At 36.9% G+C, this 15260-nt stretch carries 11 protein-coding genes and 1 other RNA gene; 1 reads left to right on the top strand and 11 read right to left on the bottom strand.

The features are described 5' to 3' along the window. Window positions 1–148 precede the first annotated feature (148 nt). From ACQ4QH_RS02190 to ACQ4QH_RS02155, 8 genes are all read right to left on the bottom strand, one after another. A complete protein-coding gene (locus ACQ4QH_RS02190; protein ID WP_439819134.1) occupies window positions 149–1093 on the bottom strand; it encodes a GRP family sugar transporter in 945 nt (314 codons plus the stop codon). A 126-nt stretch (window positions 1094–1219) separates the two neighbouring features. After that, a complete protein-coding gene (locus ACQ4QH_RS02185) occupies window positions 1220–2122 on the bottom strand; it encodes a sensor histidine kinase (RefSeq protein ID WP_439819133.1) in 903 nt (300 codons plus the stop codon). 17 nt (window positions 2123–2139) lie between these two features. Then, window positions 2140–2868 carry a response regulator transcription factor gene (locus tag ACQ4QH_RS02180; protein WP_439819132.1) on the bottom strand — a complete coding sequence of 243 codons (729 nt, stop codon included), beginning with the start codon at window positions 2866–2868 and terminating at the stop codon, window positions 2140–2142. A 222-nt stretch (window positions 2869–3090) separates the two neighbouring features. After that, window positions 3091–4332 (bottom strand): cytosine deaminase, encoded by a 1242-nt coding sequence (gene codA, locus ACQ4QH_RS02175; RefSeq protein WP_439819131.1) that lies wholly within the window; start codon window positions 4330–4332, stop codon window positions 3091–3093. Window positions 4333–4357: 25 nt separating this feature from the next. Continuing rightward, window positions 4358–6439 (bottom strand): DNA topoisomerase, encoded by a 2082-nt coding sequence (locus ACQ4QH_RS02170; RefSeq protein WP_439819130.1) that lies wholly within the window; start codon window positions 6437–6439, stop codon window positions 4358–4360. Between the two features lie 39 nt (window positions 6440–6478). Further along, the gene (locus ACQ4QH_RS02165) at window positions 6479–7837 is read right to left on the bottom strand and encodes a cytosine permease (RefSeq protein WP_439819129.1); all 1359 of its coding nucleotides are present in this window, start codon (window positions 7835–7837) and stop codon (window positions 6479–6481) included. Between the two features lie 164 nt (window positions 7838–8001). Continuing rightward, a complete protein-coding gene (locus ACQ4QH_RS02160; protein WP_439819128.1) occupies window positions 8002–9054 on the bottom strand; it encodes a mechanosensitive ion channel family protein in 1053 nt (350 codons plus the stop codon). A gap of 247 nt (window positions 9055–9301) precedes the next feature. Next, a complete protein-coding gene (locus ACQ4QH_RS02155; protein ID WP_436586441.1) occupies window positions 9302–10288 on the bottom strand; it encodes a GMP reductase in 987 nt (328 codons plus the stop codon). A 194-nt stretch (window positions 10289–10482) separates the two neighbouring features. On the opposite strand from ACQ4QH_RS02155, the gene ssrA reads away from it, so the two are divergent. After that, window positions 10483–10847, top strand: a transfer-messenger RNA (tmRNA) gene (gene ssrA / locus ACQ4QH_RS02150). A gap of 657 nt (window positions 10848–11504) precedes the next feature. Here the strand turns inward: ssrA and ACQ4QH_RS02145 are convergent. The 3 genes from ACQ4QH_RS02145 to ACQ4QH_RS02135 all read right to left on the bottom strand — a co-directional run bounded on the left by ACQ4QH_RS02145 (window position 11505) and on the right by ACQ4QH_RS02135 (window position 15113). After that, a complete protein-coding gene (locus ACQ4QH_RS02145; protein ID WP_439819127.1) occupies window positions 11505–11816 on the bottom strand; it encodes an ArsR/SmtB family transcription factor in 312 nt (103 codons plus the stop codon). Window positions 11817–11838: 22 nt separating this feature from the next. Further along, window positions 11839–12402, bottom strand: a complete 564-nt coding sequence (locus ACQ4QH_RS02140; RefSeq protein WP_439819495.1) for a cadmium resistance transporter — start codon at window positions 12400–12402, stop codon at window positions 11839–11841. A gap of 686 nt (window positions 12403–13088) precedes the next feature. Further along, the gene (locus tag ACQ4QH_RS02135) at window positions 13089–15113 is read right to left on the bottom strand and encodes a KUP/HAK/KT family potassium transporter (RefSeq protein ID WP_439819126.1); all 2025 of its coding nucleotides are present in this window, start codon (window positions 15111–15113) and stop codon (window positions 13089–13091) included. Between the last annotated feature and the right edge of the window lie 147 nt (window positions 15114–15260).

Genomic DNA, 15260 nt, shown 5'->3' with positions numbered 1-15260 from the left:
TTTCATAACGAATATAACCTCAGAATAAAATAAACAAAAAGTTCTAGAAAGAATTTGTTTTAAATTCTTTCTAGAACTAATATCAGAATGATTCAATATTCAATATAAGATATTTACTAATATACTAACTTTTTATTTACGTGTGAAATTATAATTTCGCAATTAAAATAGCACCAACAACTACCAAAATTGATCCAATTGCAATATACACCATTTGACGTGGCGTTTTCTTCTCTTTTAGCAAGAAAATCGCACCAAATGTTCCCACAATTACACCTGTTTGTGATAAGGTCGCAGCAATTGCTTGACCGACATTTGGATTGGCAGCTGAGATAAACATGAAGACATTTCCGAGTCCCCAAACCAACCCAGTTACCATATTGCGCCAAGTTCCTTTTTCAAACATTGTCTTACCCTCTTTCATAAAGAAGATAACAATCACTAATGCTCCTAGAACTTGTCCAATTGATTGCGGACCAACAATTGCCGTCATGTAATCCAAACCTTTATTTTGATTATGTACATGATCAGTAATATACCCAACTTTATTAAGCAAGTTAGGAAAAATAAAATACAACATATATCCCAATGTTGAAATTAGGATAGCAATCGCACCACTTTTCGCCTCATGATTAGCAGACTCTGTTCCTGATTGTGCCGAATCCGGTAATGCCGTCAAAACAGCACCCAAACCAACGGCAATAATTGCGATTGTTCCAAACAACCACATATGTCCAGTTTGCCACTCTCCCAACACAATAGCGGCCAATAATGCATTACCAATAATCTGACCTGCAGTTGACAAGGGTTGTCCAATCGAAACGCCTAATTTTTTATAACCAACGAATTGACCTGCAGTTCCAACCGCCCAAAAAATTCCAGAAATGAAACCAACTAACCAAATACGTGGATTAAAAGCAAACGACATGCCGGAATTTGGAATAACAAAAACACATAGCGTCAATAGGCCAAAGACTAATGATCCAAAAGTCATTCCTAATGTCCCTTGAGCAGCCGTACCACCCATTTTTGTGGTAACTAAGCCAACTGATCCCCATGCCAACGCCGGAATCAGTGCAATTAAAATTGACATAATATCTCCTTCACAATAATTCAAAAAATATTCACAACATTGAACGATAACATAGTAAATCTTCAAAAACAATGTATCCGTTATCATTTTTATAATATTTTTTTGAATAACATGCAAAATGAGTTATTAATTAATTTTTGATGGTAATAGAATTTCAAAAGTCGTGCCAATTCCTAACTTCGATGACACTTTTATCTCACCATGATTAGCACCAACTAGTTGTTTGACAATTGCCATCCCCAATCCAGATTCACCACGTTTCGTACGTGATGGATCAGCCTTATAGTATCGCTGCCAAATTTTACTTAACTGGTCTTCAGTCATACCTATCCCGGTGTCCGAAATGACAATATGCGCTTGTCCACCTATCTCATCAACTGCAACTGTAATGATGCCATTTGTTGTAAACTGGATGGCATTTGCTAAGATATTCGTTAAAATTTGTGCGACTTGATCTGAATCTGCATAAACGATAACGTCTTGTACGGTCAAATCTTGAATCTCATTACCAACTGACTCAGCTTGTTTAGTCAATTGTTCAATTTGACGGCGAATAACTGAAACAACACTAAATTGTTCAGGTTGGTTATCTAGTTGTTGTTGTCGCAATCGCTCATATGAAAGCGTTGATTTAATTAACCTTGTCAATCGATCCGCTTCTTCTTTGATTAAATCATAAGAATGTTGTTGTTCATCAGGACTAATAACGCCATACTGCAAGCCTTCAGCAATGCCCGCAATCGTTGTAAGCGGTGTCCGCATCTCATGTGAAGCATTTGACAACATTGCCGCTTCTTCATCACGTTGCGCAACAATTTTGTTTTTTAAAAACTTTAACTCATGCTGTTGCTTTTCTACTAAACTAACCTGTTTCTTAAGTAAGATTAGACCATAAACACCAATCAGTGTTATCAGAGTTAATACTAGAATAATGACCAAATCATTCAAATGGAACAATATAAGCAAGGTCGTCAATATAAACATCAAAATTAATACAATTAACAATTTTTCAATGCGCCCTTTTTTCATTTGCTCATCTCTAATCGTTATTTCATTGGTGTTTCAGGTACATTTGAATCATCGAATTTGTACCCCACACCCCAAACCGTTTGGATAACTTGAGGACCAACTTTTTCAATTTTTTGACGTAACTTCTTCACATGAGCATCTACAGTACGTTCATCCCCAAAATACTCATAATCCCATACTAATTGTAATAGTTGATCACGTGAAAACACCTGACGTTGCTTTTTTGAAAGTACGCGTAATAAGTCAAACTCTTTTGGTGTTAAATCCGGAATTAACACATCATTTAAATATGCTTCACGTGTTCTTGAATTCAATTTAAATGTTCGTGTTTGCACATCAAAATCATCAATCACGTCTTCTTCGTGACTGACAGGTTGCATCATCGCCCGGCGATGAATAGCTTTGATCCGTGCAATCAATGTAATTGGACTAAATGGTTTCGTAACATAATCATCCGCACCAACATCAAAACCAAGTACCTGATCTGAATCTGAATCTCGTGCTGTTAGCATAATTAAAGGCACTTCTGCAGACACTTCTCTAATTTTCATAGCAACTTGCATCCCATCAACTTTTGGAAGATTCAAGTCCAAGATAACAGCATCCCATGCCTGTGCGTTCTCGTTAAATAACTTAAGTCCTTCTTCACCATCGTAGGCATTGGTGACATCCCATTTTTCTTTCTTATAAAACATCCCCATCATTTCTGACACGGATGTATTATCTTCTATCATTAGCAATTTCATATTTTTACCTATATCCACCATCAGCACTTTTTTTGTTCCATAAATCTTTAATTTCTATTATACAACGATGCTTCTTAAAACTTTTTAAGTCGTTATTTCATCACTGCAACACTCACCAAACATTTTCCGCCTAAAGTGCTACTAATGTAAGGAAAAAGGGCTGTCGCCAACTTTATACAAAGTCAGCTGTCAGCCCCTTAACCTATTAAAAATAATTTAGCCTTATTTTGGTAAATGTACATGCACATCCGCTGGCTTTGTCTCCACTAGAACATGTCCTTCATGAACAGAATATAATAATTCTGCTCGCTCATTCAAAGCGTCATACCAATTAGCAGCATTAAAAATTAAGAGGTTTGCTGGCTTCCCCACCTCAATACCATAGTTCTCCGCAACCTGCATCGTCCGCGCACCTTGACTAGTAATAAAACGATATGAGTTCATGATTTCTGTATAGCCCATTATCTGTGTTGCATGCAGTCCCATATGTAAGACATCCATCATATTGCCATTTCCCATTGGATACCAAGGATCCTTTATATCATCTTCTCCAAAGGCAACATTCAATCCCTCGGCATCTAATTCTTTAACACGTGTTAACCCACGACGCTTTGGATATGTGTCAAAGCGTCCACCTAGATACATATTAATTAATGGATTAGCAACAAAATTAATATCAGCCATTTTCAATAGTCGCATGAGTTTAGAAACGTACGCATCATTGTAAGACCCCATTGCTGTCGTATGTGATGCGGTTACTCGCTCCTTCAATCCTGTCTCTAATGCTAGCATGGCCAATGTTTCTAATCCTCGTGATGCTGGATCATCAATTTCGTCTGTATGCGCATCAATCAACAAGTGATATTTTTGGGCTAAATCAAATGCAAAATGCAATGAGTCCACTGAGTATTCACGAGTAAATTCAAAATGAGGAATCGCACCAATTGCATCTACTCCCATTTCAGCCGCCTTGGTCATCAATTCCCTACCATTAGGAAAAGATAAAATCCCCTCTTGTGGGAAAGCAACTAATTGTAGGGTCATCCAAGGCTTAACTTCTTCACGCACTTCTAGCAATGCCTTTAATGCCACTAAATTTGGGTCAGTCACATCAACATGTGATCGGACAAACTGTAGTCCGTGCATAGCTTGAATTTTCAAGGCCGCAATGGCTCGCTGCTTAACATCCTCATGAGATAAGGTCTGCTTACGTTCACCCCAAATTCGAATACCATCAAACAAAGTTCCGCTCTCGTTCCACTCAGGTTGTCCAGCAGTCATTGTTGAATCTAGATGAACATGCGGATCAACAAAGGGTGGTATCATTAATTTTCCTGTTGCATCGATAACTTGTTCACCCGCAATTGGTGTTAATAAATCATCAATTGCAGCAAATTTTCCATCTATGATCCGCACATCCTGCAATTTTTCAGCATTTTCAATCACAACTTGTTTAATTAACATACCTAATCTCCTTAGTATTTACCCTTTATTTTTTTCTTGGCTTTAGTTTAAAACCATAATATGGATGCCCTTTATATGTTTGTTTTGCTAAATAACCGGTTGCCGTATAATTTTTTCCTCGTTTTGTTTTCGCCTCAAAACTAATTTCATCCCCATTAAGCAAGTGTTGCAATTCTTCATCCGAAAAAGTATGGTCACTCCACGTTTTTGCAAAACTAATTTCTTGACCGTTAAACTGTCCCTTAATTTTTTCAGAGCTTTTCTTTGTTGTTCTCGCATTTTTAATTTTTGGTTTTCCTAATTCAACGACCAATTTCTGAGAATTTTCAACCATGATTGGCATGTCATGCTGAACAACTTGGGTCACTGAATCAAGCGCCTTTGCCATCGTCACCTTAAATTCACCGACTTCGTTCATTATTTCAAATAATCTTTTGGTAATTTTAGGAGATGCAATCCACGTTCCCGCAACCATAATGGCTGAAACGTTGCCGGTTTCAGTAAGCGTTAAACGCCCCTTTTTCTCAGTCATCATTTTACGAGTTCCCTGGCTCATCTCCGACAAAGTTGAAACACGTGTCGCACCAGTTCCTACATTATTTTTTTCCAAGAAAGCCATCAACCATTTTGTTGTGGGATAACTCGGTTTTTTATTAGTGCCCTCATAGATGTACGGATCTGCTTTAGGTCCGACTATTGCATCACTTTGCTCCTCATCAACTTGATTATCTTGTAAAGCCTGCTGTGCATCATAAACAAGTTTATAATTTTTGGCGATTGGTATATTAAACGCTGTTTTAAAGCTAGGATATTGCTTCAATTCTGCTGTTACGTGATCATAAATATAATCCTCGGCCAACATCGCCAAATAATTTTTAGCTAAAATTTCATAAATTGCAGCGGCACTCACACCATATTTTGATAGTGTTTGCATACTTGTTGGTACATTCAATCCGGGACGATTAGCCCCATGTGACCCTTGTGGTTTGACATGTGTTGTACGCGGTTGTCGATGCGTCAAAAGTTGTTTATCAACTCCAACTAAATGAGCAATTTGATCAACCTTTGGTAACAGTTCTGCAAATTGTTCTGGGGTGACCGACTTATCATCAGTTCTTGGGTACGAAACGATTTGTGCTTCATACATTTTCTGATACGTTCTCAGCACCTCTTTACTGTCATAGCCCTGTGGCGCCAAAATGGCCGCCAAGCCAGCTAAATCTAATAATTTATCAGGAGCTTGTTGCCGTTTAGTATGCTTTTCGTTAATGACATCTGCAGGTTGATAATTTTGTTTTTCAACTTGAGCAAGTGCTTCTTTATCATATCGCCAAGCAACCTGATCATCTTTTGGCAACGAACGTTTAAATATGTGCCCAGCTGGGTCCTTGAAGCGAACCTCATAAAAAGGCTGTTTCACATACTGCTTAATTTTCTGCATTTGCTCATAAATTTTCCAAACAATCACTGATTTCAAACGCCCTTCACGCGCTACAACTTTAAATCCAGCTTTTTTAGCAGAAGTTGTTGCAATTCTCGTCAGTTGCATGGACGCAAAATCCCAGCGACTGCGGGTTTCCCCTTTTAAGTACGCACCGTGTTGTGTCTTATCCGAAACGTCACTTAAATTAGCCATTGCTTGTCTAATGCTTTTAGGCGCCTCATCGACAAAATTTGCCCGTAGTACTTTTCCCTGCCACTTAATTGCATCGATGACCTCCCATGCCAGCAAGTCACCTTCTCCTGATGGATCCGTATCCGTAGCAATCACAATGGCATCATAGTTTTTTCGACTTTCTTGTTGTAAGTCTGTCAGCTCTGTTTTCGTTGATTTTAAACGACCGGTCTTTGGTTGACGCTGTTTTAAATACGTGCGCTGCCAATTCATCTCTGTTAATTGCCAAGGTAAATACTTTAACGTCCAAGATTTATAAGCCGTTCGTAAATCTTCATTAACCATCTCCTCTGGCTCTTTAAAAGTCATCATGTGACCATGAAGATTAACAATCTGATAGTCATAGCCAGCATATTGACCGGACTTCCCACCTAACGCTTTTATAAAATTTTTAGCGGCAGATGGCTTCTCTGTGACAATTAAATATTTCATCTGAATTCAATCCTTAAAGCAAAGTTTTATTTGGCAATATTACTTTTCTTTACTACTAAGTAGCCGAGTTAACCCATAATAAATTATCCCTGAAAAAAGCATTGCCACAAAAGTTACACCAATCGTTTCACTTAACCATGAAACTGATTTTAAACTAAAGTATAGCACGATACCAATTACCCAAGAGATAATTGCCAACCAATTCAAACCACCTTGATACCAATATTTACCGTCTATTTTTGTGAATTCTGACAACTCATATTTTCCTTTTCGAATCACAAAATAATCAACCAAAAAGACGGCAATTTCAGGACCTAAAAACATACCAATATAGTCTAAGAATGCCGTGAAAGCATCCAAGAAAGTCGTAAACAATAATGGAATGAACGATACAGCCGTGGCGATAAGTGTGACAATCCATAAAGCGGGCGTTAATTTTAATTTATGCCACATATTAGTCAACGCAGAACCAGCCGCCATTAAATTGACTGCATTAGCAGTCGTTGATGTAATAATAATGACAAGTAATGCAATAATTCCTAATCCCAATTTAGATGCAATCGTTGATGGATCCGAATCATTTGGATCAAATGAGTGATTCATCACAGCAGTTCCAATCGTTGCTAGCAATCCAATAAAGGCAAAGCCAAACAAACCGATATTTGCTCCCAAAAATGACCAACCGGTTGCCCCAGAATTTTTCTTAGCAAACCTAGAAAAGTCAGATGACGCCGTTACCCAAGCCAAATTAAAGGCTGCTAGAATATCAATTGCTGTCCCTGACGAAATACGAACTGACTTAGGTGGTTGCCATGAAAAAATTTGATTTAATGATACATTTTGAAAAACAACAATTGCTTCCCAGACAACAAAAATAATGACCAAAATAATACCAATTCGCTCAATCAGTCGTACAGATTTTTCACCTAGCGAAATAGAAGCTAAGTGTAACAATGACATAATAATAATTCCGATGACTAGCCCTGCTTTACCGCCATTGGCGTAAGCTGTCCAGCCTAATAAGTCCTTAAAAATTACCGAGATCGAAATTGCAGCAATAAAAGTATTGGCTGCTGCCCACCCGATAAATTGCACAATGTTAATTACTGATGGGCCAAACGACCCTTTTAATCCAAATGATGCTCTTGTTAAGGCCATCATCGGTAGCCCCGTTTTGTATCCCATGTAGGAAGCTAGCGTAAGAAATAGATATGACATAATACCTGTCACAATTAATGTTGTTGATGCCGTGTACATACCTGCGGCTGCAATCACACCACCAATGTACCAGGTACCATTATTCGCATTAGCTCCAATCCATGTCGCAAACATATCCCAGTTTGACATTGTTCGCTGATTTTCATTTATCGCCTGCACCTGCCCAAATTCTTTTGCCATTTCTTTCTCCTTAATAAGGGTATAAAAAAATCGCCCCACAAATATGGCGCGATCTAAATTAACTATCTCGTTTATAACGCGCTCCTTTGCCAGCTCTCGTCTGACCATTAAAAAAGCAATATTTTATTGTGTTAAACTATACCGTTTTCTGAATTTGAAGTCAATCATTGCTGTGGCATTTGTTTTGTATCAACTGATAACTGTATATTATGTTCTGCAAGGATTCGTAATACAATCATATTAACATCAGCTCGTGCTCCCGGGAAATCAGTATCTGGCAGCATTTTCAAAAATACATTAACATTAAATTCATATCCATAAGGTGTTACCTGATTAATAAACGCCTTAGCTGTGCCTTCTTCAAAACGATCATCCAATAATAACTTTCTCATTGTTTCTTCTGAAACAGCAATCAATTCTTTGGTATCTGTTTTCAAAGATAGATAAAAAACTAATGGAATTTTACGTATTTCTACTCGTGACCAATTGGTAATTGGTTCGTTTGAAAGGGTTGCATTTGGCACAACCACCAATGCGCCATCTAAGGTACGCACTAAAGTTGAACGAAAAGTAATATCTTCTGCAATTCCTGCAACGGATGGTGATTCAATATTGTCACCAATTTGAAACGGCTTTTCGGTAATAATGATAATACCACCCAGCAAATTTTTAATTGGGTCCTGGGCTGCCATTGAAACAGCCAAGCCTGCCAAACCTAATCCGGCAAACACACCATTAACGTTAATACCCCAATCAGACAAAATCATTGTAACCGTTAATGCCATCACAACAAATTGTAATGTTCGCTTTAAGAATGGCATCACAATCGAATCAACTTCAACATGAATTTTAGCACCAAAATATTGGAACAGGTCAGTTAGAGATGACATTAGTGAGTATAACCCATATCCCACACTAAACATCAAAACCGATTTATTAATTGCGTCGACGTACTGAAGAATTAAATGTGGTGCTCGAGCAGTATGTAAAGCCCAAACGAATCCGGCAAATAAAACCGCAATTTTTACAGGTTTTTCAAAAGCGACAAGAACATCTCGCCAAATTGCAAATCGCTTAGTCAATCTTTTTTCAATTTGATAGAAGATGACGCCAACAATTCCTTTAGTTACAATAATTGTCAAGATAATAATCAACAAAGCGAGTCCAAGTGCTTGCCAATCAAAGTTATTGATCAACCATTTTTGTAAAAGCTTCATACAAGACTCCCTTCAATTTTTCTATAACATTATCATACCTAATTTATTAGCTTCATAAAACTAAAAGACAAACTTCTTCGCAAATTCACAAGATTCAAAAAAGAGAAAGTGAGACAAAAGTCGTTTTGAAGCCTCAATATAACGCGTTTATGCTATAAAACTTACAGACTTATAACTAATATATTTTTGACTAAAAAAGTTGGAACAGTTCCTTTTGTCCCAACTCCTCACGATTGTCCAACGATTTTTAGTATGAATCACCATTCACAATTGAATTTTTAACAATAACATAGTCAACATATCTTAGATCACGCAATTGGCGTCCGCCAGCGTATGAAATAGATGATTGCAGATCTTGTTCCATCTCATTCAAAGTATCCTGAATCAAGCCACGATAAGGTACTAGTAACTTCTTACCTTCGACGTTCTTATATTCACCCTTTTGATATTGAGAAGCAGAACCAAAATAAGTTTTATACTTCGCACCATCCAACTCGACAATGTCACCTGGTGTTTCAGCATGGCCAGCGAATAGTGAACCAATCATTACCATTGTGGCACCAAAACGAACTGACTTTGCAATATCACCATTATAACGAATTCCACCATCGGCAATAATTGGCTTCTTTGCAGCCTTAGCACACAGACGCAAAGCTGCCAGTTGCCAGCCACCAGTGCCAAATCCTGTCTTTAATTTGGTAATGCAGGCTTTTCCAGGTCCAACCCCAACTTTCGTTGCATCTGCCCCAGCATTTTCTAGATCACGAACTGCTTCAGGTGTGGCAACGTTTCCAGCAATAACAAATGATTCTGGCAAATTTTTCTTGATGTACTTAATCATTTCAATAACTGAATCTGAGTGACCATGGGCAATATCAATTGTAATATACTCTGGTACTAAATCTGCAGCTTTCAACTGATCAATAAAATCATATTCTTCTTGCTTGACACCAACAGAAATTGAAGCAATCTGACCTTCTTCATGAAAAGTTCGCACGAAATCCAAACGTGTTTCTGGATTAAAGCGATGCATGACATAAAAATAACCTGATTTAGCCAATTTCATTGCCAATGCATCATCAATTACTGTTTGCATATTTGCCGGCACGACGGGGATTTTAAACGTGTGATTTCCTAACTTTACTGATGTATCAGCCTCTGAACGACTATTAATAATACATTTGTTTGGTATTAGTTGAATATCCTCATAGTCAAAAACGGTCGTAAATTCCATATTATAAACTCCTAAGCATGAATGTTCGTGTTTTTAAATTTTATTTATTATTTTAACCACCAGTAATAGATTATACACGAACTAAAAATATTAAACAATATTTTCAACTCATTAAATGCGAATATTTATTTAGAGTATCTGACGTATCGTATTTGTACTGCTACAAAAAGCTTGGTATACTAATAACTATTAACGGGGTCGTTACGGAATCGACTAGCATTGTTTGGGCTGGTACTGCGTTTAGGGGTTGTGGCCCTATAATCCACTCAGTAGAATTAACTGCAAAAAATTCAAACAATAACTACGCATTAGCTGCCTAAAAACCAGCTGGCGTTGCTTACTTTAGTATTAGTTACGTGCTATCGTAAGTCTCAAATCGAGTAACCTGCGCTAAACGCTCTCCGTCTGCGGGAGTTTAGAAGAGGATAATCAGACTGGCTTATTCGATCGCTTGGCAAAACGGCGTGCGATAAGTGAGACTTAAATCGTTTTGCTATGAACGTAGAGGTGTCAGTTGCAAGATGTTAGGACAGGGGTTCAACTCCCCTCGGCTCCATAGTAAGGTTTACAAATGCTTTTATATCAACGTTTTGACTGATATAACAACATCAAGTATGCCAGCTAGTGTACTTGAAAAATTAAATAATACGGGACTACCCATCGTGTAATATGTCGCTGTTCATTCAATTGAATGGCGTTTTTATTTTGCCTCGGTACTTACTCGAAAATCATAGATGTTATATGAAAATATTCGCAAACATCATAAGTCCTTGATTAACCAACTGTTTGCCTCACCCTGTCCTTAGTTCAATTTCTAACCATTGCAAGCTCTGTGAGCGATTAATGCTAAATGTCAATTCTGTACTGTTTTAATCCAGTAAAAGACCCCCATCCTTATTTAATAATATTAGAAAAATGGCTCAAAACGGCTTCTGTGAGCGCATCCAATAGCATAAAAAAGCCTTCATCAACAATATCAAATACTGTCAACAAAAGCTCCAGAAGAGTCTGAATTATATCAAAAATTGATTTTTATCATGTAAATTTTATATTATTTAACCAGCTGACATTGAATGGATCCGAGGGGAGTTGCATCCCTATCCCCTATATATGTTGATATGTTGTGGTTGCCTTAAATAAAAATTTAATAGACCGAACACAAAAAAGACCGCTAGTTACAATGAATTTACATTTACTTATAGATGCTTACGCTTGTTTATTCTCCATGTTGCTTACCACGTATGACATGGTCAACGTGCTCAAGTGTTTCATTGATCACGTCTAAAATATGTGGATCATTCAATTGATAGTAGTTGTATTTTCCTTGTCGTTCAGCCATTACTAGCTGATGCTCACGCAATAGCGCTAAGTTATGAGAAATAACCGACTGCTCCACTGATAGTTTTTCACTTAATTCATTAACACTCATGCTTTTATTTTCTAATACATACAACATTTGCACTCTAACAGGGTTACTTAATAACTTCATGACCTTGTTCATTTCATTTAAATGTTCTTCATCAATCATGCCACTACTCTCTTTCTAACAACTAAAACAATGCCATTAAATGACTAATCAACCCACTATCCCAAAATACGTAAAATCCAATTAGAATATAGCAAATTTTCATTAGCATCTCACCGTAACAATCCATTAGTTCAGTAACAATTTTCATATCTGCCACCCATTTAACAATGAATACAACAATAATTGTTAACAATGCAATGATAAGCAGTGCGATTAAAAAGTTATTAAAGCTCTTGCCTATCATAACAGGTAAAAAGATAGCTAAGACACAACCTGAACAGACCGATAAGTATGTCAGTAATACCGTCACGATTGGCGACTGCTTACTGTTATTATCCTGTTCTTCGTCATTATCATGGATAGCCATATAAATGGGTAATATTCCCAATAATCCTAATAGCCATTCTGGTAAGAATGATGCCAATACTGCACCAATCGAATAACTAGCTGTTAACAATATAATAACACCAATCAAGTATCCCAAGATAACTTGCGATATTCGATATTTTTTTAACAAGAATAATAACATAAAGAAAAAGTCAAAATTAACACCTAAAAAAGTAACAACTAATACTCCTAAATTTATAAGCCTGTCTCCTCATCATTCGCATGTCATTATCAACATATGTAGATTATAACATACGTTGTCCAGAGCTGAATGACAAGATCCTAACAATGACTCATATTTATAATAAAAAAATTAGCCCCTACTTTTAATAGTTCATTTGATTAATTTCCAGTAATAATTTGATTATTCTTTATCTGCTTTGCTCCTTAACACGCAAACAGCATTTTGCGTGTTATCATGTTGTATAAAGAACTTGAAAATGGGCAGATTAAAAACTGATCATACAATTACTTGGGCCAGTTAACTCCGCCATCTCAGAAATATTATTGCGTACACTATCGTACTCACTACTTTAGAAAGGACAATCTCATGTATTGGAAAGGTTTATCTAAGACAAATGAAAAGCGCCTATCTCAAACAAGTGTAACCCCTCTCTCTCAAATAAACATACAATCATTATCAGAGACAAATAAAACTGGTCTGCAAGATTTTCTGGCAACGGAAAATGGCATAGAAAAACGCTGATAAGTCATCAAGACTAATCAGCGCTATCCAAAAACACACTTTCAAACTCAGTCGCCTGTAAGGTCTTTGCACCTTGCAGTTTTTTTATGTCTACATTTTATAATGGCGACTGACGCTTTATAAAGTTCCCCACTCACATATAAAAGAAACAACAATAGCATCTTCTAACAAATTAACAGCTACTTTTTTATTTGCCGATGATATATCTTTCTTTGCATAACATATTGGTTACTTGTGTAATTAATAAACAATGGTGCGCTTTCTTCAATAACATTACTGAATTCCAAGCCATACCATGTGGTTGGTGAAGCGGTAATCTTTTGTAGATAGATTCGCCCAGCAATCAAACGCCTGTCTAGCCCACTCAGTTTATCATTAATCACCAGATCCGCAGGTTGTTCCTTAATAATGACAAATTTAAACGAGCCAACCTTGCGTTCCATCTGAGTCGAGTACTTTGGCACTTGTGATTTTAAAACGCCTTGTTCAACTAACTTGGCAACAATTTGATGCAGATAAACACTTACCACCTGCGATAGTTTAAAGCCCAGATATAATTGTACATTAACAATATTGTCCGTATCCAACATATCTACGGTATAGCTACTTTCATATGGTTCGTCTGTCTCATTTACTGTGACAAACCAGTATACTTTAGCTCGTTTTGGTTGCCGATCCAAAATAGAATACATTGCACTACGCTTGATTCGATAATCACTTTTAATTTTAGTCATGTAAACCAAATTTGTGGTAAAAAACGGTTCTGTCTCATCGTCACTTAACTTTGACAGTTGATCACGGTAATCAAGTAAAGACACATATTCACTTGCTACTTCATAATGCTCTCTTTTCTTATTACCAAAGTACCAAACCCACATCACATACAAAATAAGTAACATCAGTAATACTGTAATATAACCACCGTGAATAAATTTAACTAGACTAGCTATCAAAAATAAAGTTTCAATCGTCCCAAAAAAGAACGCAATACAAAATGCGCTAACTCGATTAAGACGACTCTTCAAAAATTCAAAGAGTAGTACGGTTGTCATTAACATAGTAACAGTAATTGCCAGGCCATATGCTGCTTCCATCTTTTGCGAGTTACCAAAGTACCAAACAATGCCTAGAGTAATAATACATAAAATCCAATTCACATTAGCAATATAGATTTGATTTTTAACATCACTAGGATGCTTAACCAACAAACGTGGTAGTAATTTTAATCCCATTGCTTCAGAAACTAATGTAAAGGAACCAGTAATTAACGCCTGCGAAGCAATAACAGCAGCCAAAGTGGCAAGCACTATGCCTAAAATTCGCCAATTACCAGGTAACATTTCATAAAACGGATTGATATTTGACAGATTTGCGTACCCCTGATCATGTGCATGATTAATAATCCAAGCGCCCTGACCTAAGTAATTCAAAATCAATGCACCATAGACTAATGGCCAAGTTGCATAAATATTTTTCTTACCAACATGCCCCATATCAGAATACAATGCTTCAGCACCAGTTGTTGCCAGAAAAACACTTCCCAGAATGAAAATACCAACTTTATTGACTGGACTAAATAAGAGTGTAATGGCATAGTACGGCGACAGTGCTTTTAAAATTGATGGGTATCCTAATACGTTGACAATGCCAAAAATTGCTAAAAAGCCAAACCATAATATCATTACTGGTCCAAAAGCTTTTCCGATCGTACTTGTACCAAAACGCTGAATGACAAATAGCAGCAATAATACCACCGTTGTAATTAACAAGACATCACTTTGCGCATTACCAAATGATATTGATCCAAGATGTTGTCCACGCAATCCTTCAATCGCTGAAGTAACGGTCACTGCTGGTGTTAGCGTACCATCGGCTAAAATAGCGGCACCACCAATTAACGCTGGAAAAATGAGCCATTTTGCTTTTGCTCTTACCAATGCATAAAGTGAAAATATACCACCTTCATGATTGTTATCGGCTTGCATTGCAATTATCACATATTTTAACGTCGTAATAATCATAAGCGTCCAAAAAATCAACGAAATGGCACCAATAATATAGTCTGGTGACGTATGACCCATTTTACCAGCATCACCAACTATGGCGTTCATGACATATAATGGTGACGTTCCGATATCACCATATACAATTCCTAACGTAACTAGCATTCCTGCAAATGAAACACGTTCAAATTGCTTGAGCATTATTAATTTGCCTCCAAATTGGATCAAAAATTTTTGAAATTCTAATTAATACCCCCGTATAGTACCGCCAAACATTCTATAAAGCAACCAATAATTACATCAAAAAAGCCAGGATATAAATATATCCCAACTCATTCAGGTTAAAAT

Source organism: Weissella paramesenteroides, assembly GCF_051903945.1.
Taxonomy (GTDB): Bacteria; Bacillota; Bacilli; order Lactobacillales; family Lactobacillaceae; genus Weissella; species Weissella paramesenteroides_A.
Note: the sequence above shows the minus strand (reverse complement) of the source record. Positions and strands in the feature narration are given on the sequence as shown.

Bases quoted from the DNA above. Each gene is read 5' to 3' on its own strand.
- ACQ4QH_RS02185 (WP_439819133.1), bottom strand. From the start codon at position 2,122: ATGAAAAAAGGGCGCATTGAAAAATTGTTAATTGTATTAATTTTGATG.
- ACQ4QH_RS02170 (WP_439819130.1), bottom strand. From the start codon at position 6,439: ATGAAATATTTAATTGTCACAGAGAAGCCATCTGCCGCTAAAAATTTT.
- codA (WP_439819131.1), bottom strand. From the start codon at position 4,332: ATGTTAATTAAACAAGTTGTGATTGAAAATGCTGAAAAATTGCAGGAT.
- ACQ4QH_RS02155 (WP_436586441.1), bottom strand. From the start codon at position 10,288: ATGGAATTTACGACCGTTTTTGACTATGAGGATATTCAACTAATACCA.
- ACQ4QH_RS02135 (WP_439819126.1), bottom strand. From the start codon at position 15,113: ATGCTCAAGCAATTTGAACGTGTTTCATTTGCAGGAATGCTAGTTACG.
- ACQ4QH_RS02160 (WP_439819128.1), bottom strand. From the start codon at position 9,054: ATGAAGCTTTTACAAAAATGGTTGATCAATAACTTTGATTGGCAAGCA.
- ACQ4QH_RS02180 (WP_439819132.1), bottom strand. From the start codon at position 2,868: ATGAAATTGCTAATGATAGAAGATAATACATCCGTGTCAGAAATGATG.
- ACQ4QH_RS02165 (WP_439819129.1), bottom strand. From the start codon at position 7,837: ATGGCAAAAGAATTTGGGCAGGTGCAGGCGATAAATGAAAATCAGCGA.
- ACQ4QH_RS02190 (WP_439819134.1), bottom strand. From the start codon at position 1,093: ATGTCAATTTTAATTGCACTGATTCCGGCGTTGGCATGGGGATCAGTT.
- ACQ4QH_RS02145 (WP_439819127.1), bottom strand. From the start codon at position 11,816: ATGATTGATGAAGAACATTTAAATGAAATGAACAAGGTCATGAAGTTA.